Source organism: Novosphingobium sp. B1 (assembly GCF_900176395.1).
In the GTDB taxonomy this organism is placed as follows: domain Bacteria; phylum Pseudomonadota; class Alphaproteobacteria; order Sphingomonadales; family Sphingomonadaceae; genus Novosphingobium.
Genome location: NZ_FWXL01000005.1, coordinates 232,106 through 253,935, shown reverse-complemented (window position 1 = coordinate 253,935; position 21,830 = coordinate 232,106). Strand labels below are relative to the sequence as shown.

The 21,830-nt window shown below is 63.1% G+C and carries 25 protein-coding genes; 15 read left to right on the top strand and 10 right to left on the bottom strand.

Translation table 11 applies throughout. From position 1 onward, the window contains the following. Nucleotides 1–33 precede the first annotated feature (33 nt). Entirely contained in the window at nt 34–1,002 is a 969-nt protein-coding gene (locus tag B9A23_RS11180; protein WP_176217971.1) for an NAD(P)/FAD-dependent oxidoreductase, read from the bottom strand. A 22-nt stretch (nt 1,003–1,024) separates the two neighbouring features. Then, on the bottom strand, nt 1,025–1,621 hold the full coding sequence (folE, locus tag B9A23_RS11175) for a GTP cyclohydrolase I FolE (protein ID WP_084279010.1): 597 nt from the start codon (nt 1,619–1,621) through the stop codon (nt 1,025–1,027). Nucleotides 1,622–1,793: 172 nt separating this feature from the next. Between folE and B9A23_RS11170 the strand changes: the two genes are divergently transcribed. Further along, nucleotides 1,794–2,384 carry a PAS domain-containing protein gene (locus tag B9A23_RS11170; protein WP_084279007.1) on the top strand — a complete coding sequence of 197 codons (591 nt, stop codon included), beginning with the start codon at nt 1,794–1,796 and terminating at the stop codon, nt 2,382–2,384. Between the two features lie 27 nt (nt 2,385–2,411). On the opposite strand, the gene B9A23_RS11165 is transcribed toward B9A23_RS11170, so the two are convergent. Together B9A23_RS11165 and B9A23_RS11160 are read right to left on the bottom strand one after the other, a co-directional pair. Next, the gene (locus tag B9A23_RS11165; protein WP_176217963.1) at nt 2,412–3,386 is read right to left on the bottom strand and encodes a sensor histidine kinase; all 975 of its coding nucleotides are present in this window, start codon (nt 3,384–3,386) and stop codon (nt 2,412–2,414) included. Between the two features lie 127 nt (nt 3,387–3,513). Then, the gene (locus B9A23_RS11160; RefSeq protein ID WP_084279004.1) at nt 3,514–3,894 is read right to left on the bottom strand and encodes a hypothetical protein; all 381 of its coding nucleotides are present in this window, start codon (nt 3,892–3,894) and stop codon (nt 3,514–3,516) included. A 150-nt stretch (nt 3,895–4,044) separates the two neighbouring features. On the opposite strand from B9A23_RS11160, the gene B9A23_RS11155 reads away from it, so the two are divergent. Continuing rightward, nucleotides 4,045–4,431 carry a protocatechuate 4,5-dioxygenase subunit alpha gene (locus B9A23_RS11155; RefSeq protein WP_084279238.1) on the top strand — a complete coding sequence of 129 codons (387 nt, stop codon included), beginning with the start codon at nt 4,045–4,047 and terminating at the stop codon, nt 4,429–4,431. After that, nucleotides 4,431–5,273: a class III extradiol dioxygenase family protein gene (locus tag B9A23_RS11150; RefSeq protein ID WP_084279002.1), complete on the top strand. Its 843-nt coding sequence runs from the start codon at nt 4,431–4,433 to the stop codon at nt 5,271–5,273. The genes B9A23_RS11155 and B9A23_RS11150 overlap by 1 nt, the downstream gene beginning before the upstream one ends. Nucleotides 5,274–5,288: 15 nt before the next feature. Here the strand turns inward: B9A23_RS11150 and B9A23_RS11145 are convergent, their stop codons facing one another. The 3 genes from B9A23_RS11145 to B9A23_RS11135 form a co-directional block, all read right to left on the bottom strand. After that, nucleotides 5,289–5,684 carry a Rap1a/Tai family immunity protein gene (locus tag B9A23_RS11145; protein WP_139797426.1) on the bottom strand — a complete coding sequence of 132 codons (396 nt, stop codon included), beginning with the start codon at nt 5,682–5,684 and terminating at the stop codon, nt 5,289–5,291. Between the two features lie 97 nt (nt 5,685–5,781). After that, nucleotides 5,782–6,408, bottom strand: coding sequence for a response regulator (locus tag B9A23_RS11140; RefSeq protein WP_084278997.1), 627 nt, complete (start codon nt 6,406–6,408; stop codon nt 5,782–5,784). Next, entirely contained in the window at nt 6,405–8,030 is a 1,626-nt protein-coding gene (locus B9A23_RS11135; RefSeq protein WP_084278996.1) for a sensor histidine kinase, read from the bottom strand. Before B9A23_RS11135 ends, B9A23_RS11140 begins: the two co-directional genes overlap by 4 nt. Nucleotides 8,031–8,283: 253 nt before the next feature. Here B9A23_RS11135 and B9A23_RS11130 point away from each other — a divergent pair, with 253 nt between their 5' ends. The 4 genes from B9A23_RS11130 (at nt 8,284) to B9A23_RS22255 (ending at nt 10,482) form a co-directional block, all read left to right on the top strand. Further along, nucleotides 8,284–8,862 (top strand): helix-turn-helix transcriptional regulator, encoded by a 579-nt coding sequence (locus tag B9A23_RS11130; protein WP_084278994.1) that lies wholly within the window; start codon nt 8,284–8,286, stop codon nt 8,860–8,862. Between the two features lie 113 nt (nt 8,863–8,975). After that, nucleotides 8,976–9,350 (top strand): hypothetical protein, encoded by a 375-nt coding sequence (locus B9A23_RS11125; protein ID WP_084278991.1) that lies wholly within the window; start codon nt 8,976–8,978, stop codon nt 9,348–9,350. A 50-nt stretch (nt 9,351–9,400) separates the two neighbouring features. Continuing rightward, on the top strand, nt 9,401–9,844 hold the full coding sequence (locus tag B9A23_RS11120) for a hypothetical protein (RefSeq protein ID WP_254895077.1): 444 nt from the start codon (nt 9,401–9,403) through the stop codon (nt 9,842–9,844). Nucleotides 9,845–9,945: 101 nt separating this feature from the next. Continuing rightward, nucleotides 9,946–10,482: a winged helix DNA-binding protein gene (locus tag B9A23_RS22255; RefSeq protein WP_139797425.1), complete on the top strand. Its 537-nt coding sequence runs from the start codon at nt 9,946–9,948 to the stop codon at nt 10,480–10,482. A gap of 248 nt (nt 10,483–10,730) precedes the next feature. Here B9A23_RS22255 and B9A23_RS11110 read toward each other — a convergent pair whose 3' ends face one another. The 3 genes from B9A23_RS11110 to B9A23_RS11100 form a co-directional block, all read right to left on the bottom strand. Then, nucleotides 10,731–11,276 (bottom strand): energy transducer TonB, encoded by a 546-nt coding sequence (locus B9A23_RS11110; protein ID WP_084278989.1) that lies wholly within the window; start codon nt 11,274–11,276, stop codon nt 10,731–10,733. A 301-nt stretch (nt 11,277–11,577) separates the two neighbouring features. Continuing rightward, complete coding sequence (locus B9A23_RS11105) at nt 11,578–12,243, bottom strand: hypothetical protein (RefSeq protein WP_176217962.1); 666 nt, start codon at nt 12,241–12,243, stop codon at nt 11,578–11,580. 673 nt (nt 12,244–12,916) lie between these two features. Further along, nucleotides 12,917–14,401 carry an amidohydrolase family protein gene (locus B9A23_RS11100; protein ID WP_084278988.1) on the bottom strand — a complete coding sequence of 495 codons (1,485 nt, stop codon included), beginning with the start codon at nt 14,399–14,401 and terminating at the stop codon, nt 12,917–12,919. A 522-nt stretch (nt 14,402–14,923) separates the two neighbouring features. On the opposite strand from B9A23_RS11100, the gene rpsL reads away from it, so the two are divergent. The 8 genes from rpsL to B9A23_RS11060 all read left to right on the top strand — a co-directional run bounded on the left by rpsL (nt 14,924) and on the right by B9A23_RS11060 (nt 21,827). Beyond that, nucleotides 14,924–15,295 (top strand): 30S ribosomal protein S12, encoded by a 372-nt coding sequence (gene rpsL, locus B9A23_RS11095; protein ID WP_011444902.1) that lies wholly within the window; start codon nt 14,924–14,926, stop codon nt 15,293–15,295. Between the two features lie 141 nt (nt 15,296–15,436). Further along, nucleotides 15,437–15,907, top strand: a complete 471-nt coding sequence (gene rpsG / locus B9A23_RS11090; RefSeq protein WP_084278987.1) for a 30S ribosomal protein S7 — start codon at nt 15,437–15,439, stop codon at nt 15,905–15,907. A gap of 75 nt (nt 15,908–15,982) precedes the next feature. Then, nucleotides 15,983–18,055, top strand: a complete 2,073-nt coding sequence (gene fusA / locus B9A23_RS11085; RefSeq protein ID WP_084278986.1) for an elongation factor G — start codon at nt 15,983–15,985, stop codon at nt 18,053–18,055. Nucleotides 18,056–18,147: 92 nt separating this feature from the next. Next, nucleotides 18,148–19,338 carry an elongation factor Tu gene (tuf, locus tag B9A23_RS11080; RefSeq protein WP_084278985.1) on the top strand — a complete coding sequence of 397 codons (1,191 nt, stop codon included), beginning with the start codon at nt 18,148–18,150 and terminating at the stop codon, nt 19,336–19,338. 168 nt (nt 19,339–19,506) lie between these two features. Beyond that, on the top strand, nt 19,507–19,818 hold the full coding sequence (rpsJ, locus tag B9A23_RS11075; RefSeq protein ID WP_039334374.1) for a 30S ribosomal protein S10: 312 nt from the start codon (nt 19,507–19,509) through the stop codon (nt 19,816–19,818). A gap of 331 nt (nt 19,819–20,149) precedes the next feature. After that, complete coding sequence (gene rplC, locus B9A23_RS11070; protein ID WP_084278983.1) at nt 20,150–20,905, top strand: 50S ribosomal protein L3; 756 nt, start codon at nt 20,150–20,152, stop codon at nt 20,903–20,905. 3 nt (nt 20,906–20,908) lie between these two features. Continuing rightward, nucleotides 20,909–21,532: a 50S ribosomal protein L4 gene (rplD, locus tag B9A23_RS11065; protein WP_084278982.1), complete on the top strand. Its 624-nt coding sequence runs from the start codon at nt 20,909–20,911 to the stop codon at nt 21,530–21,532. Next, nucleotides 21,525–21,827: a 50S ribosomal protein L23 gene (locus tag B9A23_RS11060; RefSeq protein ID WP_084278980.1), complete on the top strand. Its 303-nt coding sequence runs from the start codon at nt 21,525–21,527 to the stop codon at nt 21,825–21,827. Before rplD ends, B9A23_RS11060 begins: the two co-directional genes overlap by 8 nt. Nucleotides 21,828–21,830: the final 3 nt, after the last annotated feature.

The window sequence follows — 21,830 nt, the reverse complement described above, 5'->3', positions numbered from 1 at the left end:
GGCCGCCCTCTTAGTCGCAGGTGCGAAGCGGGTCTAGGCCACTTCCTCGCGCTCGTAGGCCATCATCTGCGTTGCCAGTCTGCGCCCCGAGATCCACGCATTCTCGACCCTTGGCCCCAGCAGCCAATCGCCGCACACGCCGATTTTCGATTGCGTGCTCCACAGTGCACCAAGATTGCTCCCGGTCGACATGGCATAGCGCCAGCGGTGCGCTGATGCGACGACGGGTTCGGGCAGATCCTGTCGGAGCGCTTCGCCAAGAGCGGCCAGCAGGGCGGCTGAAACCTGCTCTGACGTGTCGTCGATATGCTGCATCGACCAGTGCGGGCTCGCCTGGACAACCCACGTTTCCGGGCCCTTGCGCCCCGGCTTTGCGCCGTTGCGCGCGGCCCAGCTTATCAGGCCGGATTCGCGGACGGTATCGGCCTTCGCCGGCAGGCGCTCGGCAAAGGCAAACATGCCCGTCCAGCACGGCTGCGATCGCGCAGCAAGCGCCGTCGCCGCCAGTGACAGATCGTGCAGAGCCACGATGGCCGAGGCCTGTTCAGGCGGGATAGACACTACGACTGCATCGAACGGCCCTTCCTGCATGCGCTCGCCGGCCGCGCTTTCTCCGGTCAGGAACCAGCGGCTATCGCGCCGCACCAGTCCGCGCACGTGCCAGCCGAATGTAACGTCGTGCTGGTCGGCCATTTCCTTGATCACCGCATTCATCGTCGGCACGCCTACCCATGCGCCCGTTCCGGCTGCAGGCCAGGGTGCCGCGACGCCGCTGGCGGACCAGCGCGCCACCTGCGCCATGAAGGCAGGATCGCGCACGGTAAAATATTGGGCGCCGTGATCGAAGTGGGCATCGCCCAGCGGCGTTGTCATGCGGCGGGTCGACATTCGCCCCCCGGGGCCGCGACCCTTGTCATAGAGCGCGACGGTGTGGCCGGAGCGGACCAGTTGAGAGGCGCAGGAAAGCCCGGACATTCCTGCGCCGACAATGGCAACATGCATTTTCATCGGTTTCTGCGCGGGCTCAGCCACGTCCCATCAACGCCAGGACTTCCTTGCGACTGCTGGCGTCGTCAAGGAAGCAGCCGAGCATCCTGCTCGTCACCATCCCCACACCATGCGTCCTGACGCCCCGTCCCGTCATGCAGCCATGCTGCGCCTCGATTACCACCGCGACCCCTTGCGGCTGAAGATTGTCCCAGATGCACTTGGCGACTTCCGCCGTCAGGCGCTCTTGCACCTGCAGGCGGCTGGCAAAGCCATGCAGCACGCGCGCCAGCTTCGAGATGCCGACCACCCGGTCCTTCGGGAGATAGGCGATGGAGGCCGTGCCGGTGATCGGCGCCATGTGGTGCTCGCAATGGCTCTGGAACGGGATATCGCGCAACAGCACGACCTCGTCGTAGCCGCCCACTTCCTCGAACGTGCGCGAGAGGTGCAGGCCGGGGTCCTCGGCATAGCCACGGCAATATTCGCGCCAGGCCCGCGCCACGCGCTTGGGCGTATCGATAAGCCCCTCGCGTTCCGGCTCGTCGCCCGACCAGCGGATCAGCGTGCGGATGGCATCTTCGACTTCGGCCGGAACGACGATCTTGCCGTCCTCGCCAATAACGTCCGCCATGCCCGAAGAGGCGGCAAGGGAAGGAGACAACACGTTCATCGGCAAAGGCTCCGATCCGGCGCGAAAAAAGGGTGGCTGGATGGTTTCCGGATGCGCCCCGACCCCCTCGGGAACAACACGGACCAAAGGGCACGGGCTGGCAAAGCGCGCAAAGGGGCGTATATGTGCACACATGTCCATAGCCGAGATGATCGCCTCCAGCCCGACGGCCGCCGTCATCAGCAATCCGCGTTTGCCGGACAACCCGATCATTGCCTGCAATGACGCGTTCGTCGAACTGACCGGATATAGCCGCGAGGAGATCATCGGCCGCAATTGCCGCTTCCTTCGCGGACCGACGACGGAGGACGACAAGGCGCGGGTTCTGCGCGACGGTATCCATCGCAAGCAGCCGGTGATGGTCGAGATCATCAACTACAAGAAGGACGGAACCCGCTTCCGCAATGCCGTGATGGTCGCGCCGATCTTCGATGCCGAGGGCGAGGTCGAATATTTCCTCGGAAGTCAGGTCGAACTGGCTGAGGAACAGGGTGCGGCCAACGACGTCCGCCGAAATGGCGCAGCCGAACGCGTGGAACGCCTCAGCCGCCGCCAGAAGGAAATCCTGGTGCTGATGGCGGCGGGCAAGCTCAACAAGCAGATCGCCTACGAACTGGGCTTGAGCGAGCGCACCGTGAAGATGCACCGATCGGCGGTGTTGAAGGGTCTGGACGTGAAGACCAGCGCCGATGCCATTCGCGTGGCGATCGAGGCCGGCTTCTGATCATCGGTGCTCGGGCCGCCGGCAAGATTATCCCGTAATCGCCTGTGCGCCATTGATGCGCATTTCGCACCACACGCCATCCGGGTCGAAGTTCAGCTCAAGCCCCTCGATACCGGGTTGCGGCATGAGCAGCCGCGTTCCCAGGCCCTCGCGCGCCGGTGGCAGCACCCGGGGGCCGCCGCGCTCTGTCCATAACAGGTAGAGCGTCTGTCCTTCTGCGCCGATGAACCAGTTGACCTCGACGTGCCCGCCGTCATTCGACAGCGCGCCGTGCTTGACCGCATTCGTGCAGAGTTCGTGCAGCGCCATGATCAGGGGAATGCAACTGCCGGTCGGTAACCGGCAGGGTTCTCCGGTCAGCCGGATACGCCCATTGCTGTCAAACGGCGCGGTCGTGCTCCTCACCAGTTCGGGCAACCTGCCTTCCGCTTCGGCACCGATCTGCAGAAGGTCGCTTGCTGCGGCCAGTCCGTCGATGCGCTGGCTGAACTCCTTGTAGAAATCCATCGGCGAAGCGGCCCGCGGGCCGCGCGATGCCAAGGCCTGGATCAGGGTGAGCATATTGCGCACGCGGTGGCGCAATTCGCGGTTGTAATGCTCCTGTTGGGCATTGATCGAACTCACAGCCCGCATCGCGCCGCGAAGGGTCGCTCCCGTGGCGATGATCAGTCCACCCGAAAGGGCAAACAGGACGAAGAAGACCACGCGCCCTGCAGTTACCGCTTCGAACCAGGCACCGCCACCAAAGAGCCGTTGCGCCGTAATCGCGGCGACCACGGCAAAGACGACCGCATAGCGCGCTTCCAAGGCAAGCGAACAGATCAGCAGGCTTGGCCAGTAGGTGATGAAAGGCAAGCCAAGCGCGCCGGTGTCGACAGAGGCGCGAATCGCGGTTGGTACGATCAGCAGCCCACCGAGCCATGCAAATGATTCACTTACAGATCGGTCGGGCTCGACCAGCCGACGCACCAGTCCTGTGCCTCGCAGTTCCCCTGCTTTCACGTACCGCATCTCCCACGGCATCCGCACCGGCGACCAGGTGCGTCACGCCGTTGAACGGCTTATGACCGTTTCGGACCTAAGTGCAAGATTTATGGTCAGTTTTGCGCCCGATATGGTGAGACCGGGTTCAGTCCTGTGCAGAGCCGTCGGAGATGGTGATCGGTGTCCGGGGCGCCAGGCGCAGCACATCGGACAGGAGCACGATGTCGGCAACTGCGCGCGCTTCGTCGATGGTCAGGCCTTCGAATCCCGGCAGGAACGCCCGGCACGTCTGGACAAGATTGGCGGGCGAGCGCTCAAGCTCGGAACGATACTCGCCCAGCGTCCTGCATCCGTCGATCTCGCTCCAGGCAAGGCCGGTGGGGGAGGGGCGCTCATGGTAGGCCCACAGGGCATGGATCGCGCGCTCTACCGCGAGTTCGACCTGATCGACCACGGCGGCACCGGAAGCTTTCGCTCTGAGACGTTGCCGGTATCGGCGCTGGCGTTCTGCGTTGGAGAGGGCCATCGCGCCGACCTAGCCGAGCCGGTCTGTCGGCGACACTCCGTTACGTTACTTATCTATTCTTAACGTGTTTGATCCTGATCAAGGCACGATTGTATGTGTTGCATATGAATGTCTGCGGTCGGTGCCCAGCCCGGCCGGGAGATTCGAACCATGCCTGAAGATACCGAACCGTCGGACACCGCACTGCGCAAGGCCATCCCGCTGTTTGACGGCGACCTTGCAACGCGCGGCTACGCCCTGAACGCCATGTGCTTTTCCTTCAACGAAGAGGCCAACCGCATGGCCTTCCTCGCCGACGAGGAGGCCTACTGCGCCCGGTTCCATCTCACGGCCGAGCAGCGCAAGGCCGTTGCCGACCGCGATGTCCTCGCCATGCTCGAGGCTGGCGGCAACGTCTATTACCTCGCCAAGCTCGCCGGCATCTTCGGACTCGGCGTGCAGGATCTGGGCGCACTGCAGACCGGCATGTCGGTCGATGCCTTCAAGGCCATGCTCGCAGGCTGGGCCAGCCACGTTCCGCACAAGGAGAATGCATGATGGCCCGGATCGTCGGCGGCTATTTCACCAGTCATGTGCCCGGCATCGGCGGCGCCATCGTGCGCGGCGATCAGGACACGCCCTATTGGAAGCCCTTCTTCGACGGATTTCCTCCCATCCGGCAATGGCTCGCTGCCGAAAAGCCCGATGTCGCGGTGGTCTTCTCGAACGATCACGGCCTCAACTTCTTTCTCGACAAGATGCCGACCTTCGCCGTCGGCGCAGCCCCGTCCTACGACAACGCCGACGAGGGCTGGGGCTTGCCCGTCTACAAGAGCTTTGCCGGCCATCCGGCGCTGTCCTGGCACCTCATCGACAGCCTCGTGCGCGACGAGTTCGATATCACCACCTGCCAGACCATGCTCGTCGACCATGCCGTCTCGATACCATTCGAACTTGCCTGGCCGGATGCGCCAAGCTGGCCGATCAAGCTCGTGCCGATCTCGATCAACACCGTGCAGTATCCGCTGCCCAGTCCGAAGCGCTGCCTTGCATTGGGGCGCGCCGTGCATCGCGCGCTGCAGACCTGGAGCGGGGCCGAACGCATCCTCATCTGCGGCACCGGCGGTCTGTCGCACCAGCTCGACGGCCCGCGCGCGGGCTTCATGAATCCCGAGTACGATCTGTTCTGCCTCGATAATCTCGCTGCCAATCCCGAGGCGCTGACCAATCATACACCCGAACAGGTTGCCCAGCTTGCCGGCACGCAGGGCGTCGAAATCCTGAACTGGATCGCCGCGCGTGGTGCCATGGGTGAGGGCCGCTGCCGACAGGTCAGCCGCAACTACCACATTCCCATCAGCAATACGGCTGCGGCGACCGTGCTGTTGCAGCCGGCCTGATCGCGCGCCGGGGCGTCAGTTGCGACGGCGCGTCCGGGCCTTTGTCCTGGTCGAAGGACGCGCCTTGGCCTTGGCTGGCGCGGCCTTGGGCTGCAGTTCCGGCCACTTGGCAACAACCGCGGCCTTGACCAGCTCGCGGCCCTCCAGCGCCAGCTTTTCGGGATTTTCGGCGATATATGCGGCGACAACATCGCGCACTTGCCCTGCCGTTGCGTCGGCCGGGGTGCGCACCGGCTGGGCGCGTTCGCGATAGCCGTCCAGCACGCCCATGACATAGGCCACGCACATCGCCCGGTCGACGGCGACACCGGTGGCGCAAGTCTCGGCGAGTTGCCTGCCGCTCATCCACTCCGCGCGCGCTGCGGTTCCGGGCAGGAACGCGCACGCGCCGATCAGTACAAGTCGGGCCAATATCCGGCTGGAACTAAGGCGCGGGCAGGGGAGCTTGGTGGCTAGAAGATCCATGCCGCCATCAACAAGGCAGCCTGCATTTTGATCCGTGCAGGCGTCAGGTGTCCTGTTCGTTCACGGCCATGAGCGCAAGTTCGGTGCGATTTTCGATGCCGAGCTTCTGGTAGATGGTGTGGAGGTAGACCTTGACGGTCCCTTCGCCGATGCCAAGCTCGGCACCGATGTCGCGGTTGCGCAAGCCTCGGGCCACAAGCGCGGCAATCTTGCGCTCGCGCGGATTCAGCTTGGCCAAGGGGCCCATCGCTTCGGGCTTGAGCGAGAGATCGAGCGCTCTTTGCAGAAAGCTCGGTGCAATTGCCCTGTGCCCCTGATGCACCTTTTCCAGCACGTCGATCAGGCCATCCTCGGCGCCGTCCTTCGAGACGATGCCCTCCACCCCCGCGCGCATGACCTTGATCAGCTGGCGGTCGTTGATTTCGGCGGTCAGCAACACGACGGGCCGCATGTCGCCGCGGCTGCGCAGCACTTCAAGTGTCTGAACGCCGTTCATGCCCGGCATGTTGATGTCGAGCAGCACGATCGCCGGATCGTGGGTCTTGATTGCGTCGAGCGTTTCCTCGCCGCTCGCGGTTGCGGCGACGACGGAGAATTGCGTCCCCCGCAGCACCGCTTCCACACCGGCGCGGATGAAGCCGTGGTCGTCTGCCACCAGTACTGGGATCATGCGTGTTCTCCGGACCTTAGGGCAATTTCCAGCCTTGCCCCTCGACTGTTGCTGTGAAGTTGAAAGCTCCCGCCCAGTGCTTCGACGCGCTCGCTGATTGAGCGTGGGCGCGAAGGGCTTCGGGTCGGCGGGAACCCGATACCGTCGTCGGCAATGCTCAGGCGCAACAGGGCCCCTTCATCCTCCAGCTGCACCAGGACCTTCTGGCACTTGCCGTGGCGCGCGGCGTTGGCAATGGCTTCGCGGACGAGCTGGCGGATCTCGTGGCTCAATTGCACGGAAATTGGCAGCGGATGTTCCGGCAGGTCCAGTTCGGTATCGATGTGCCAGTGCGCGCCTGCTTCTGCGAGCAGGTCGCGAAGTTCCTCGGCAATCTCGGTCTGGCGATCGCCGTCCTCACCTCGGCGCAGCCGCTCGATCAGCAGGCGCAACTGCCCCTGTTCGCGGCGCAGCGCGTTCTTGATCGAATCAATCTCGCCCTCGGGGTCGTTCCCTTCGCGGATCCACCTGCGCAGCGCCTCGAGCCGGAAAAGTGTCCCGGCAAGAAATTGGGCAACGCTGTCGTGCAGGTCTCGTGCAAGGGCATGTCGCACACCGGCCTCCGCCGCGTTGCGGGCAAGGCTGGCCATTTCCTCGCGGTCGAGGGCACGCCCCACTTCCTCGGCAAACAGGCCGATCTGGCCAACATCGTCAAAGCCAACGGCCTTGATGTTCCACACCATGATCTGGCCACTGCCACTGACACTGCGCACCGGTGCAATCAGGCCTTCGACGACGTCGAGATGCTTGGCCAGTTCGGACTCCAGCATGTCGGGAACCGCGCGAATGACCCCATCATCTGACAGTTCGAGCCGACGGTTTCGATTGGCAGAAAACAGCGCCGTGGCGTCAAGTTCCAGCAGTTCCTCGGCAAATTGCTGTGGCGAGAGCCGCTGCGACGTGATTTCACCCTTGCACAGCATGCGCAGGTCGATCCACGGCTCTTCACCCTTCGCGAACGCCAGGGCAACGCATTCTGCATCAATCGATGTGGCAATCTCGCGAAGGGCCGCATCTACAAGAAGGTCCCGTCGCTCGCCCGGAATGCCTGGTGGCTCGGGAACGTTTGCAGCCTTGCCTGACCCGCGCGACATGCTCAGCCAGATGAGCAGGGACGACAGGAGGATGATGTAGATGGTCCGACGCGAAAAGCGGACAAGGTCGATATCGATCCCGAACTCGCTTAGCGCAAACCCGAACGTGAGATTGGCGACCAGCAGGACCACGGCTGTCGCGGCGGTCGCGCGCCAGTTCCAACGCACCATGGCAGCCACCAGCAGAAAGGCGGCAAACGCCAGGAACGGGGACTGGAACTCTGAAAAGGGACTCTCGGTGAAATAAACCGCCGCCAGGAACATCAGGATGTCGATGCCTTGAGCGGGGATCGCCAGTCTGAAGTCCAGCCACCAGCTGCGCCAGGCGATGACCATCAGCAAGGCTGACCAGAGCACGTAGATCAACAGCAGGAAATAGCCGAACGGCGCCGAGCGCACCGGCATGGACGGATCCAGAAACAGCGCAAGGATGAAGGTCAGGGCAAGTATGGCTCGCCCTGTTGCAATGACCCTGCCGGTCTTGCGCATTAATGTTAGGCCGCCCTGCAAATCGCCCTCGATTCGACTCCCCGCCGAACATGTGCCCGATCCGGTGAAATGTGCATACCTTATCAAAGGTTATATGTCAGATGCTTGCGCATGCATTGCGTGCCGAAACGAACCGATTCCTGTGGTCGCGTTAACGAATGAACGATTGGAAATTGTTCATCCTTGCTGCACAATACTTAATACTCGCGTTTACCTAATCTTGCAGCGCGGGGGACACCAGGGTGCTACTGCAATGACAATCGCCGGCGATGTGTTCGAAAACCCCCTTGTCGAGTTGACTGGAAAGCAGCGCGAGGTTCTTGACCTGCTTATCCAGCACAAGACTTCCAAGGAGATTTCGCGCCTGCTCGGTATTTCCCCTCACACCGTCGATCAGCGGATCATGCTGGCCCGGGCGAAGCTTGGCGTTGCCACGCGAGGGGAAGTGGCACAGGCCTATCGCCGCCTGATCGAGACATACGAACAACCCGTATATGAAATTTCCCATGTAGGATTTCCGCCGCTTCCCGTCGCATCACCAAGGCAGGAAGACAAGGATGGCCAAGCGGCTGAAACCTGGTTTCCGGCGCAGGTGCACCAGGCACCAGAGGTCGGCGCCGGAGATCACGTTGCCCACAAGGAACAGGTCTCTGACCTGTCCGGCAGGGATCAGCCCGAAGCCTTTTACCATGTCCTCCCGGAGATGTTCGACGGGCCTAACGGCACCCTTCTGCGGCTGGGTTACATTGGCGGCATAACGGTGTTCCTGATCCTGATCGTGCTTGGTGGCTTGAGCATGTTTGCCCAATTGTCCGTCATGCTCGATCGCTGATCGCAAGGCGGGCCGCGAAGACCTTCTCCTTCCAGGAAACGGGTGACCGGCGCGGGGGCGCCGCCACCCTTTGTCAAAGGGTCCTTCGGCGCAAGCCGGGGGTGGGAGCAAAGATGAACACCAATCAGGACAATGTGGCGACGATTGCCACTCGCAATGCCATCTCGGTTCACGGTATGCGCATCCAGCGTGATCTCCACGAGGCCGAGGCTGCCTTGGACGAAGCGCTGATCCGGCAGGCCAACCTGCTCGCCACCATGGTCCGTGCCCGTCGTGAAGCACAGGTGGGTGCCTTCACCGGGCAGGAGGCTATCCTGCGTCTTGCTGCCAGCCAGCGCGCCGTACTCGATGCCAGCGGGGAACTTGCTCGCGTCCATGGCAAGTTGACCGACGTTGGTCGCGAGGTCCACTCCACTCTCGCCGATGACTGTCCGCCCACTGGGCAGGTCGCCGAGGCAACGCCAGCCGCCATCTCTGTCGCGGCCTGAAACACCGCTGTTTTTTTCCGATCTTCCGTGAGTGATACCCCGGAATGCTGATGATTTGGCTCTACAGGATCGCGATTGCCGCCATCTTTCTCTTCGCTCTTCGCAAGGGCGAAGAGCCGGAGCGGCTGGTTGTCGCGATCATTGTGGGGGCTGCAGTGCTTGATGGCGCAAACCACGCCATGTTCGGTGATCCCGTGTTCTTCTCGGTCAATCCCGGACACCTGGTGATCGATACGTGGGCCATGCTGTCCATGTTGTGGATTGCGCTCAAAGCCAACCGCGGCTGGCCCATGTGGGCCTGCTCCGCGCAGATCATCGTCGTTCTCGGACACGTATCGAAGCTGATCGATCTTTCGGTCGTGCGATATGGGTACTTCGCGATGATGCAACTGCCTATCAGCATACAGGCAGGTGCGATCCTTGCAGGCACCCTTGCCCATGTCCGCCGGGTCGAACGGATCGGCCGTTATAACGCCTGGCGGCTCGCGCACTGAATCGCCTGTCGGCGTGGAACCTTGGGGAAGGTTCCTGGCCCAGATCCATCGGCACATTCTCGCTGGAAGACCGGGATGCCTGCATCCGGGGAGCATTCTTCATGACCATACGTTCCATGCGCGCCACGCTTGCCGACGGCCGCACCTTGTCGATCGGCCGCCGCAGCAGCGGTGCCGAGCCCGATAACCACACGCACTCGCCTGCCCTGTCCGACAGGGAACCGCTGGATCCCGAAGCGCTCGTCCGCCTTACAGCGGTTGCGCGCGAGCTCTACGCCAGCCGCCGCCGCCGCCACAAGTTCCTGCCGGCCGATCTGTTTGGCGAGCCCACGTGGGACATCCTGCTCGATCTCTATATCTCCACGCGGGAGAATCGCCGCGTGCCGACCACCAGCGCCTGCATCGGCGCGCACGTTCCGCCGACGACCGCCTTGCGCTGGTTGCGCATCCTCGAAGCGCGTGGCCTGGTCGAACGCGAAGATGATGGCCGCGACGGCCGCCGCACCTTCGTCCGCCTCAGCCCCTCGGGCCTCGCCGCCATGGACCAGACGCTGGCGGCGCTTGGTCACAGCTTCCTCAAGCTGACCTCCAGTCTCCTGCCCCCGCGTGACGGCGAGGACCTGCTCGGCCAGGGGTAAAAGCTTGTCCGGCCAAGTCCTCGCCTGCCGTCAGGCCAACGCGTGACCCGTTCCCCGGAAGGCCGGGCGGAATTGCACCCCCCGCCCGGCCGACCGGTGGCAAGAGTCTTGCCTTACGGCAGCACCCACCGGATCGCGCCCGCATAGGTGCCGCTCGCCGGCATCCCGTCCGAGCCCAGCGCCGGCACGAACCGCGCCCGCGCGCTCACCTTGGCGCACGTGGCTGCATCGAGATCGGCCGATCCGCTCTATCCGGTCACCTCGCACGAGGTCACCCGCCCGTCCGGCCCGATGCGCAAGGCGAACCGGGTGACGCCCTGCCGTTCCTCGCGGATCGCCGCCGTGGGATAGTCGCGGTTCGATACCCATGCCCCCGGCGCCCCCTTGGGCACCGCCGCCCGCGCGATGAACGATGGCGAAGGCCGGGGCGAGGGCGATGGCGTCACCTCCACGTCCCTGATCACCTCACCCTCGAACGGCAGCACCGGTCCCGGATCGGCCGGCTTGATCACGAAGCCCTCGTCCGCCGTCGCCAGCCTGATCGTGCTGTCGGGCGCGGTCGCTTCCGCCTGCTTCGAAGCCTTCGCCTTTTCGCGCTGGGGCGGGGGAGGGGCGACCGGCGTGATCTTCACCTCGTCCTTCCACTGCTGCGCCACCAGGCTGTCGCGCACCACGTTCATCACGCCGCCCGCAAAGCCCGAGACGATCGCCCAGATCGCCACGCCATGAAGCGCACCCACTGCCACCAGTGCCTGCGCCCGTCTCTTGCCGGAATGTTCGACTGCATATGCCATTGGCAACACCTCTCACCTTTCCGACGCCCCAGTTGCTGGCGGGCCGTCCCGATAGAGGGCGCCCCGCACGGGGGGCATTCGGTAACCATGGAAACTACATCATGGCGACTAACCCCGCCACAAGAATCTCAATCAAAATGATAGATACTGGCCATAGCAATAGCCCCTGCCCGCACATGAAAAAGGCGAGGCCCCCCGGGAACGAAGGGAGCCTCGCCTTGGATGCCGGGCGCGCCCGAAGGCGTCGGCCCGGCTGCCAGACCGTGCGCGCTAGGTGCCGCCCCACGCAACAGTCCGGCCATTAGCCTGTATCACCCTCAACCGCAGCAGCGCCGCCCGGTTCCCTGCCGAGTTCAGATTCTTGCATGAAATCATCAGCTTGGCTCCCATCGCCCGAGCCCGCCCCGCGCCGCGCCAGCATCTCGTCGCGGATCGCCAGCAGCTTGGCATGGAGCGAGCGCCGCACCGCCTCGACATTCCCCGGCGAATGGGCCTCCGCCTCATACTCCGCCCGCCACGCCGCCCGCAGCCGGTCATAGACCGGATGCCCCGGCCGCAAGTCCGCCAAACGCACCGCGCCATACTTGTCCGGCCGCCGCGCGCGCAGCAGGAACATCAGCAGCCCGGTGTTGTGATGCGTCCATGTCGCCACGACCTTCCCGCGCGAGACCACCGGCCGCTCCTCTCCGGCAATCGCCCGCTCCAGCGCGCAGTCCTCCAGCCGCGAATAGCCCCGCTCCACTGCGAGGTCCCACGCCCGCGCAAAGTCCTCCGCGCCCGCCCGGTGCCGCAACTTGTACAGCGCCTCCACCGAAGCCCCGATGGAGAGCGCCGCCTGGGAGACGATCCCCATCGCCGCCAGCGTGGCAATGAACCGCCGCTGCTTGTCCGGCGTGATCGAATTGCGCCGGGCCGCCACATGCACGAACGGCGCGAAGTCAAGCGCCGCGTCATCGACCGCATCCATCCGCGCAACCCGGGAAGTCCGCCCCCGCGCCGCCATACCACCTCCGCTAACCAAAACTTGCCGAAAGGCCGCAATTAACCCATACGGTTAAATGTAGGAAAGCGGAAAACATGGAAGGATCAGAAGGAAGGCCAGATGTGAGGGTCATAACCCTCGCGCTCCCGGGAGTCGGAGCCGATCGTGCCCAAGCGCCCGCTTCGCCCCTCTCGCGGGCTGGAGACGGCAGGCCCAAATTAAGGCGCGACAGCGCAGCGTCATTATCGGGCGAAGCCGCCCCTCACAAAACTACACGCGTGTAGGTGACAAGCTGTCAGCCGGCGAAACAATCGCAGGCGCGCTGTGCGTCCGTGAGCCGCTCGCCACCCGAAGCGGCTCTCGACAAAGTATCGCCATTCACCTTTGGTGGCGCGAAGGGCTGGAGCTGACGAAACCGGCCGAGCGCGCGTCTAGACTCGCCAGACAGCAGCGGATCCACATTGCCGTTAAGTCAATCACCACGGGTTTTTAAAACCGGCAACTCAAGGATTGCGGACAGTCCCGTTTTTTCCATCTCCAATGCGCAATTTCGGGAAAGCCCAGCCTGTCATCCTCGTGCCTATGCGCTGTCACTGCGCGTCTCGCAAAAAATTCCAATTGGGAAGGTGTACGGGCTGCGCAGCTTGATCAAGGACGTTCACGGTTTCGGTGCGTCGCGGGAAACGATGCGACCGCCCTGCATGACCCAGACGATCGACCGGGTGTTTGAGATAGACTTGCGAGGATCGGCGGAAAGCAGCACGAGATCCGCGCGCCGGCCTGCCTCAACGATCCCCACGTCGCTTCGATGGAGGGCCTCAGCCGCGTTTGCTCCGGTCATGCGCAGGATCTGATTTGGCGTCAGGCCAGCTTCCGCGAGCAGTTCGAACTCCTGATGCAGCCCTTCGCCGGGTGCGATCCACTCGTTCGTCAGGTCGGTGCCGCTCACCAGCAGCACGCCCCCGTCGCTCATCCGCTTAATCCAAGCCCAGAGCTTGGGCTTTGCTCCCTGCCAACGTCGATAATCATCAGCGGTCCAGTCCGCGGTGGCATCGCCGCATCGTTCCCAGTCGCTGCGAAGTTCGGGGAACGCGCGCAGGAAGGGGTTTCGACGGAAACGGCCATCTGCAGGTTTCGAGAATTTGCCCTCATAGGCGATCAGCGTGACGTCGACCGACACCCGTTTGTGTGCCAGCGCTGCGACGAGTTGGCGTTGCTCAATCCCGTTCGGGTCAAATGCTTCAAGCCAGTCGATGCGAGAACGAAAGCTGCCGTCCCCCTTGATGGCGGCGGTGTAGGCGGCTCGCCGGTTCGCTGGCAGGTCGTCGATTGACCAGTCGACGCTATGCGCCAGATGATCGACACCGAGTTCAACGCCCTGCGCCCAAGTCGTTCGTTGCAGATGCCCGATGACCGGGATGCGATGGCGGTGGGCCTCATCAACGACGACGGCCACCTGCTCCGGTTTCAGCCGAGCATAGACCTTGAAGTAATCCGGTCGAGACGGAAGCGCATCACGCACGACTTGGCGTAACTGCGGGGCCGTCAACGATGCATCGTTTATGAGTTCGGCGGACGCGATCGCGCGCGGTCCCCGCACGATGCCAGCGTTCAGATCGTCGCGTAGCTTCAAGCCCTCAACCGTCGGTGTCGCAGGGCTGCGAACCATCGTGATGCCGAAGTCGATCTGCCTGGACAGAGCCTTTTCCGACAAGGCGCGGTCGAACTGCGGTGCCGCGTCTCCCGACGAGCATCTTGGAAACAGGAGATGGGCGTGCATGTCGATGAAGCCCGGCAACAGGAATCTGCCCTGTCCGTTTGTAACCGCCGCATTTCGCGGAAGCGGAGCGATTGAACGGCCAACACTGACGATGCGCCCATCTCTCACGAGCACGCGCGCATCTGTTAGCGCATTACTTCCACGGCCATCGAGGACAGTCACATGGTCGATGACGGTGCTGCCGTCGCCAGTCTCTGCCTCCCCGGTCGCACATGACGCCAGCGCCAGACCGAGCAATGCAGCGATACAGCGACGTCGAAGCATGGTTCCCGTGGATATTGGCAGTGAGCGATACCGATCCATGGCAGTCAAACGCCAGCCTTGTCCATGCTTCAGGTGCCAATGATTTTCCCAAAACACCATACTTTTCAGGTCAATTGCAAATGGCGACTTTCAGATGAACCCACCGTTCGGCGAGGCGGCTGCGGATGGAAGATTCGTCCCAGTTGCAGTCGGAATCGGCTGCTCAGAAGCCCGGCCCCTTGACCACACCCCCAAACCCGCGTAGGGGGGCGCACTTCCACAGGTGCGGCCCATCCAAACGATTGGGCCGTGTCCGTGGCTTGAGCTGAACATTGCCGGTGCGTCTGGGTTTCCCCAGGTCATCCGTCAAAGTAACCCGGTGACGAAAGTTGCGGGTGGAGCGTTTCGGTTCGTGATTGCGTGTGGGGAAGGGGTCATCCGGCCAGCTTCCCTGGTTTTGCGCATTTGCGGGTCCCGCATTCCTTCACCTTCCGCCTCGTCGCAAGCCGGTCCCGGCCTTTCCTGACGTGGCGCGCGCAAGCCGAGCCGTTTCAGGAAAAGTGGGAACCGGTTTTCCGCCCGGAAGGGGCGACCCCAGCATGGCAATTCCGCCATGCTGGCAAAGCAGGTGAAGAGTACTTCATGCCCACTATCAATCAGCTGGTCCGCAAGGGCCGCGAACCGCAGAAGGCCAAGTCCAAGGTCCCTGCGATGGAGCAGAACCCGCAGAAGCGCGGCGTCTGCACCCGCGTCTACACGACCACCCCGAAGAAGCCGAACTCGGCTCTCCGCAAGGTCGCCAAGATCCGCCTGACCAACAGCCGCGAAGTCATTTCGTACATCCCGGGTGAAGGCCACAACCTGCAGGAGCACTCGGTCGTGCTCATCCGCGGCGGCCGCGTTCGCGACCTTCCTGGCGTTCGTTACCACGTCCTGCGCGGCGTGCTCGATACGCAGGGCGTCAAGGACCGCAAGCAGTCCCGCTCGAAGTACGGCGCCAAGCGTCCGAAGTAAGGTTTAGCGAGGCCCGGCTGCGGACCGCTCCCCCTCCCGGCTACCCTGCGAAGGTAGCATCTGGGTGGCCGGGAGGGGGAGTGGGTCGGAGCCGCAAGGTGGACCCGGATGGGGCCACCGCACTCCGAAGGAGTATAGAGTATGTCACGTCGTCGTCGTCCGGAAAAGCGGGTCATCCTGCCCGATCCGAAGTTCGGTGATCAGGTTCTGTCGAAGTTCATGAACAACCTCATGCTCGATGGTAAGAAGTCGGTTGCCGAAAGCATCGTCTATGGTGCTCTCGAAACCATGCAGGTGCGTGCGAAGGCGGACCCGGTCCAGCTCTTCCACGATGCGCTGAACAATGTCCGCCCGCAGATCGAAGTGCGCTCGCGCCGCGTCGGTGGTGCGACCTACCAGGTCCCGGTCGAGGTTCGCCCCGAGCGCGCCCAGGCTCTCGCCATCCGCTGGCTGATCACGGCTGCACGCAACCGTTCGGAAACCACGATGGCTGCGCGCCTCTCGGCCGAACTGCTTGATGCTGCCAACAACCGTGGCAACGCCGTCAAGAAGCGTGAAGACACCCACCGCATGGCCGACGCCAACCGCGCGTTCAGCCACTACCGCTGGTAAGTCTTTAAACGGTCACATCCGTAACCATATGGGCGGGGCCTCCCCGGCTCCCCCATAGACCCAAGGAATAGCACCATGGCACGCAGCCATCCGCTCGAGCGCTATCGCAATTTCGGCATCATGGCGCACATCGACGCCGGCAAGACGACGACGACCGAGCGCATCCTCTACTACACCGGCAAGTCCTACAAGATCGGCGAAGTCCATGACGGCGCTGCGACCATGGACTGGATGGAGCAGGAGCAGGAGCGCGGCATCACGATCACGTCGGCCGCCACCACCTGCTTCTGGAACGACCACCGCCTGAACATCATCGACACCCCCGGCCACGTCGACTTCACCATCGAAGTCGAACGTTCGCTGCGCGTGTTGGACGGCGCTGTCGCCGCCTTTGACGGCGTCGCCGGCGTCGAGCCCCAGTCGGAAACCGTCTGGCGCCAGGCCGACAAGTACAACGTCCCCCGCATGTGCTTCATTAACAAGCTCGACCGCACCGGCGCGAACTTCAAGTACTGCGTCCAGACGATCATCGACCGCCTCGGCGCGAAGCCGGCGGTGCTGTATCTCCCGATCGGCGCCGAAAGCGACTTCAAGGGTCTCGTCGACCTCGTCGAACAGCGCGCGATCATCTGGAAGGATGAATCGCTCGGTGCCGAATTCTTCTATGAAGAAATTCCGGCCGACATGGCTGACGAAGCCGCGGAATACCGCAACAACCTCGTCGAACTCGCCGTCGAACAGGACGACGAGGCGATGGAAGCTTACCTCGAGGGCAACGAACCCGACGTGGCGACGCTGAAGAAGCTGATCCGCAAGGGTACGCTTGGCCAGGCCTTCGTGCCCGTGCTGTGCGGTTCCGCGTTCAAGAACAAGGGCGTCCAGTGCCTGCTCGACGCGGTCGTGGACTACCTGCCTTCGCCGCTCGACATCGAGGACGTGCAGGGCATCAACCCCGACACCGAAGAGCCCGACAGCCGCCCGACGGCTGACGATGCACCGTTCTCGGCGCTGGCGTTCAAGATCATGAACGACCCGTTCGTCGGCTCGCTGACCTTCACCCGCATCTATTCGGGCACGCTGACCAAGGGCAGCTACCTGAATTCGGTGAAGGACAAGAAGGAGAAAGTCGGCCGCATGCTGCTGATGCACTCCAACAACCGCGAAGACATCGATGCTGCCTATGCAGGCGACATCGTGGCGATCGCCGGCCTGAAGGAAACGACCACGGGCGACACCCTGTGCTCGGAAAAGGCTCCGATCATCCTCGAGCGCATGGAATTCCCCGAGCCGGTCATCGAGCTCTCGGTGGAACCCAAGACCAAGGCCGACCAGGAGAAGATGGGCATCGCGCTCAACCGTCTCTCGGCCGAAGACCCCTCGTTCCGCGTCTCGACCGATCACGAATCGGGCCAGACGATCATCAAGGGGATGGGCGAACTTCACCTCGAAATCCTTGTCGACCGCATGAAGCGCGAGTTCAAGGTCGAGGCGAACGTCGGTGCGCCGCAGGTGGCCTATCGCGAATACCTCGCCAAGGCGATCGATCTTGACCACACCCACAAGAAGCAGTCGGGTGGCACCGGCCAGTTCGGCCGCGTCAAGGTCAAGGTGACGCCGGGCGAGCGTGGTTCGGGCTTCGTCTTCAAGGACGAGATCAAGGGCGGTAACATTCCGAAGGAATACATCCCCGCGATCGAAAAGGGCTTCCGCGAAACCGCAACCACGGGCTCGCTGATCGGCTTCCCGATCATCGACTTCGAAGTCCTGCTTTATGACGGTGCGTACCACGACGTCGACTCGTCGGCCCTGGCCTTCGAAATCTGCGCCCGCGGTGCCATGCGCGAAGCCGCCCAGAAGGCCGGCATCAAGCTGCTTGAGCCGATCATGAAGGTCGAGGTGATCACGCCCGAGGAATACCTCGGCGACGTGATCGGCGACATCAACTCGCGTCGTGGCCAGATCCAGGGCACCGACAGCCGCGGCAACGCCCAGGCAGTTGTCGCCATGGTCCCGCTGGCGAACATGTTCGGCTACGTGAACCAGCTCCGCTCGTTCACTCAGGGCCGTGCAAACTACTCGATGTTCTTCGACCACTACGACGAGGTCCCGGCGAACGTCGCGACCGAGCTCAAGGCGAAGCTTGCATAAGAGCACGGATAGCATTAGGGGCGGCGCTCGATTCAGCGGGTGCCGTCCATTTCCCGCAGTATCTGCACACATACGAAAAGAAGGTTTGAACAATGGCCAAGGCTAAGTTTGAGCGGACCAAGCCGCACTGCAATATCGGCACCATCGGTCACGTCGACCACGGCAAGACCACGCTGACCGCTGCCATCACCAAGGTTCTCGCTGAGACCGGTGGCGCAACGTTCACCGACTACGCGAACATCGACAAGGCTCCGGAAGAGCGCGAGCGCGGCATCACCATCTCGACCGCACACGTCGAGTACGAAACCGCCAACCGTCACTACGCGCACGTCGACTGCCCGGGTCACGCTGACTACGTCAAGAACATGATCACCGGTGCCGCCCAGATGGACGGCGCGATCCTGGTCGTGAACGCTGCTGACGGCCCGATGCCGCAGACCCGCGAGCACATCCTGCTTGCCCGCCAGGTCGGCGTGCCGGCTCTGGTCGTGTACATGAACAAGGTTGACCAGGTCGACGACGAGGAAATCCTCGAGCTCGTCGAACTCGAAGTTCGCGAACTGCTGTCGTCGTACGACTTCCCGGGCGACGATATTCCTATCGTCAAGGGTTCGGCTCTCGCCGCTCTCGAAGGCCGTGACGACAACATCGGTCGCGACTCGATCAACGCGCTGATGGAAGCTGTCGACAGCTACATCCCGCAGCCGCCGCGCCCGACCGACAAGCCGTTCCTGATGCCGGTCGAAGACGTGTTCTCGATCTCGGGTCGTGGTACGGTTGTGACCGGCCGCGTCGAGACCGGCATCGTCAAGGTTGGTGAAGAAGTCGAGATCGTCGGCCTCAAGGACACCACCAAGACCACCGTCACCGGCGTCGAAATGTTCCGCAAGCTGCTCGACCAGGGCGAAGCTGGCGACAACATCGGTGCACTGGTTCGCGGCGTGAAGCGTGAAGACGTCGAGCGCGGCCAGGTTCTCTGCAAGCCCGGTTCGGTCAAGCCGCACACCGAGTTCTCGGCAGAGGTCTACGTGCTGTCGAAGGATGAAGGTGGCCGTCACACGCCGTTCTTCGCCAACTACCGCCCGCAGTTCTACTTCCGCACCACCGACGTGACCGGCGAAGTGATCCTCCCCGAGGGCACCGAAATGGTCATGCCGGGCGACAACGTTACCCTGGCTGTCAAGCTGATCGCTCCGATCGCTATGGACGAAGGTCTCCGCTTCGCAATTCGCGAAGGCGGCCGCACCGTCGGTTCGGGGGTTGTCAGCAAGATCACGAAGTAATATAGGCCGCGCATCGGCGGGGAGATTCGCTCTTCCCGCCGGTCGGTTTCTTACTGACTGATCGCTATTGGACAGTCGGCCCGCTCTCCCCGAGCTTCGTAAAAGGGGTGGGGTAGAGGGCAGGTCGACTGGCTTTTTTGTTTTGCTCTTTCGCATCGGTAAACGGACATGGACGCCCAGAATATCCGCATTCGCCTCAAGGCCTTTGATCATCGTGTGCTCGACCAGGCCACTGGAGAAATTGCAGATACCGCCCGCCGCACCGGCGCGCTGATCCGGGGCCCCATTCCGCTCCCGACGCGCATCGAGAAGTTCACCGTGAACCGCGGTCCTCACATCGACAAGAAGTCGCGTGAGCAGTTCGAAGTTCGCACCTACAAGCGCCTGCTCGACATCGTGCAGCCCAATGCGGCCACGGTCGACGCGCTGATGAAGCTGGACCTCGCGGCCGGCGTCAACGTCGAGATCAAGCTGGCCTGAGGCCGCTGATCGAGCGAGCTGCCAGAGGCAGTGTCCGCTCCGGCCGGGTCGTCCGCATCGACCCAAGGTTTCTGGTCGGACCCGTTTCGGCCAAGACTTTCGCCCGGGATTGCGATCCTGAGTGAAAAGGCCAGAGTTTCCGGGGTAACAAAAGCTCCGTTGACAATGGGATACCTCCGGCACCGTCCTTCTCGGACCTTGCCGGGCAAGCGTCCCCCGATTGCTGCCATTACGGTGGTGGCATTCAGCCCGGTCGGGGGCGCGCTTCACATACGGGCTGAACACGCATGTCGGGATGGGCCCGGCATGCCTCTGTTATGGAGTATGGATCATGCGCACCGGCGTGATCGCGAAGAAGGTGGGGATGACCCGCCTTTTCCAGGAAGATGGTCGGCACGTGCCGGTCACTGTCCTGTCGCTAGAAAATTGCCAGGTGGTTTCGGTTCGCACTGAAGATCGTGACGGTTACGTCGCGGTTCAGCTCGGTGCTGGCGAAGCCAAGCAGAAGAACGTTGCTAAGCCGCAGCGCGAGCACTTTGCTAAGGCAGAGGTTTCGCTGAAGATGGAAGTCGCCGAGTTCCGCGTCGCCGATGACGCCCTGCTCGACGTCGGCTCGACCATCGCTGCTTCGCACTTCGTTCCTGGCCAGTATGTCGACATCACCGGCAACACCCAGGGCAAGGGCTTCCAGGGCGCCATGAAGCGCTGGGGCTTTGGCGGTATGCGCGCCACCCACGGTGTTTCGATCTCGCACCGTGCCCACGGTTCGACCGGTAACCGTCAGGATCCGGGTCGCGTCTTCAAGAACAAGAAGATGGCCGGTCACATGGGCGATCGTCAGCGCACCCAGCAGAACCTCGAAGTCGTCCGCACCGACGACGAGCGCGGTCTGATCTTCGTCAAGGGCTCGGTGCCCGGTTCGAAGAACGCATGGCTGCTCGTTCGCGACGCCGTCAAGGTTTCGCGCCACGCTGAAGCGCCCTATCCCGCAGGCCTCAAGCAGGCCGCCAACAGCAATGACTCGGCAGCTGCCGACACCCCCGCAGAAGTTGCGGCTGTCGAAGCCACCGAAGGTCAGGAGGGCTAAGTCGTGAAGGTTCAGGTCCTCAATCTCGACGGCACTGCCGGCAAGGGCGAAGTGGAACTGTCGGACGACGTGTTCGGTCTCGAACCGCGCGCCGACATCCTGCACCGCGTCGTCACGTGGCAGCTCGAAAACCGTCGTGGCATCGCCCGCAAGGCGCGCGAGCGTTCGGACGTTGCCCGCACCGGCAAGAAGTTCGGTCGCCAGAAGGGCGGCGGTACGGCTCGTCACGGTGACCGTGCAGCTCCGATCTTCATCGGCGGCGGCAAGGCCCATGGTCCCCGCGTTCGCGAGTTCAACATCTCGCTGAACAAGAAGGTCCGTGCGCTCGGTCTGAAGATGGCTCTCTCGAGCAAGGCCAAGGCTGGTCTGGTGATCGTCGACACGCTCGACATCGATGCCAAGACCAAGGCGCTCGTCGGTCAGCTGTCGAAGGCCAACTGGGGCAAGAAGGTTCTCGTGATCGACGGTGACGCCGTGAACGACAACTTCGCCAAGGCCGCTCGCAACATCGTCGGCGTGAACGTGCTGCCTGCCATCGGCGCCAACGTCTACGACATCCTGAAGCATGACACGCTGGTGCTGACGCGCTCTGCTGTCGAAAAGCTGGAGGCGCGTTTCAATGGCTAACGCAATCGACACGCGTCACTACGACGTGATCGTGGCTCCCCACATCACGGAAAAGGCGACGCTGCTCAGCGAGCACAACGCCGTGGTCTTCAAGGTTGCCGACAAGGCGACCAAGCCGGAGATCAAGGCAGCGGTCGAAGCCCTGTTCAACGTCAAGGTCACCAAGGTGAACACCCTGACGCAGAAGGGCAAGACCAAGCGCTGGAAGGGCAAGCCCTACAAGCGCACCGACGTCAAGAAGGCTGTCGTGACCCTGGCTGCTGGCCAGTCGATCGACGTCACCAGCGGGATCTGAGGC

Bases quoted from the DNA above. Each gene is read 5' to 3' on its own strand.
- B9A23_RS11125 (WP_084278991.1), top strand. From the start codon at position 8,976: ATGAACACCAATCAGGACAATGTGGCGACGATTGCCACTCGCAATGCC.
- rpsL (WP_011444902.1), top strand. From the start codon at position 14,924: ATGCCCACTATCAATCAGCTGGTCCGCAAGGGCCGCGAACCGCAGAAG.
- rplC (WP_084278983.1), top strand. From the start codon at position 20,150: ATGCGCACCGGCGTGATCGCGAAGAAGGTGGGGATGACCCGCCTTTTC.
- B9A23_RS11060 (WP_084278980.1), top strand. From the start codon at position 21,525: ATGGCTAACGCAATCGACACGCGTCACTACGACGTGATCGTGGCTCCC.
- B9A23_RS11160 (WP_084279004.1), bottom strand. From the start codon at position 3,894: ATGGCCCTCTCCAACGCAGAACGCCAGCGCCGATACCGGCAACGTCTC.
- rpsG (WP_084278987.1), top strand. From the start codon at position 15,437: ATGTCACGTCGTCGTCGTCCGGAAAAGCGGGTCATCCTGCCCGATCCG.
- B9A23_RS11130 (WP_084278994.1), top strand. From the start codon at position 8,284: ATGACAATCGCCGGCGATGTGTTCGAAAACCCCCTTGTCGAGTTGACT.
- fusA (WP_084278986.1), top strand. From the start codon at position 15,983: ATGGCACGCAGCCATCCGCTCGAGCGCTATCGCAATTTCGGCATCATG.
- tuf (WP_084278985.1), top strand. From the start codon at position 18,148: ATGGCCAAGGCTAAGTTTGAGCGGACCAAGCCGCACTGCAATATCGGC.
- B9A23_RS11110 (WP_084278989.1), bottom strand. From the start codon at position 11,276: ATGGCATATGCAGTCGAACATTCCGGCAAGAGACGGGCGCAGGCACTG.
- B9A23_RS11170 (WP_084279007.1), top strand. From the start codon at position 1,794: ATGTCCATAGCCGAGATGATCGCCTCCAGCCCGACGGCCGCCGTCATC.
- B9A23_RS11105 (WP_176217962.1), bottom strand. From the start codon at position 12,243: ATGGATGCGGTCGATGACGCGGCGCTTGACTTCGCGCCGTTCGTGCAT.
- B9A23_RS22255 (WP_139797425.1), top strand. From the start codon at position 9,946: ATGACCATACGTTCCATGCGCGCCACGCTTGCCGACGGCCGCACCTTG.
- B9A23_RS11100 (WP_084278988.1), bottom strand. From the start codon at position 14,401: ATGGTGTTTTGGGAAAATCATTGGCACCTGAAGCATGGACAAGGCTGG.
- rpsJ (WP_039334374.1), top strand. From the start codon at position 19,507: ATGGACGCCCAGAATATCCGCATTCGCCTCAAGGCCTTTGATCATCGT.
- B9A23_RS11120 (WP_254895077.1), top strand. From the start codon at position 9,401: ATGATTTGGCTCTACAGGATCGCGATTGCCGCCATCTTTCTCTTCGCT.
- folE (WP_084279010.1), bottom strand. From the start codon at position 1,621: ATGGCGGACGTTATTGGCGAGGACGGCAAGATCGTCGTTCCGGCCGAA.
- B9A23_RS11150 (WP_084279002.1), top strand. From the start codon at position 4,431: ATGGCCCGGATCGTCGGCGGCTATTTCACCAGTCATGTGCCCGGCATC.
- B9A23_RS11180 (WP_176217971.1), bottom strand. From the start codon at position 1,002: ATGCATGTTGCCATTGTCGGCGCAGGAATGTCCGGGCTTTCCTGCGCC.
- B9A23_RS11155 (WP_084279238.1), top strand. From the start codon at position 4,045: ATGCCTGAAGATACCGAACCGTCGGACACCGCACTGCGCAAGGCCATC.
- B9A23_RS11140 (WP_084278997.1), bottom strand. From the start codon at position 6,408: ATGATCCCAGTACTGGTGGCAGACGACCACGGCTTCATCCGCGCCGGT.
- B9A23_RS11135 (WP_084278996.1), bottom strand. From the start codon at position 8,030: ATGCGCAAGACCGGCAGGGTCATTGCAACAGGGCGAGCCATACTTGCC.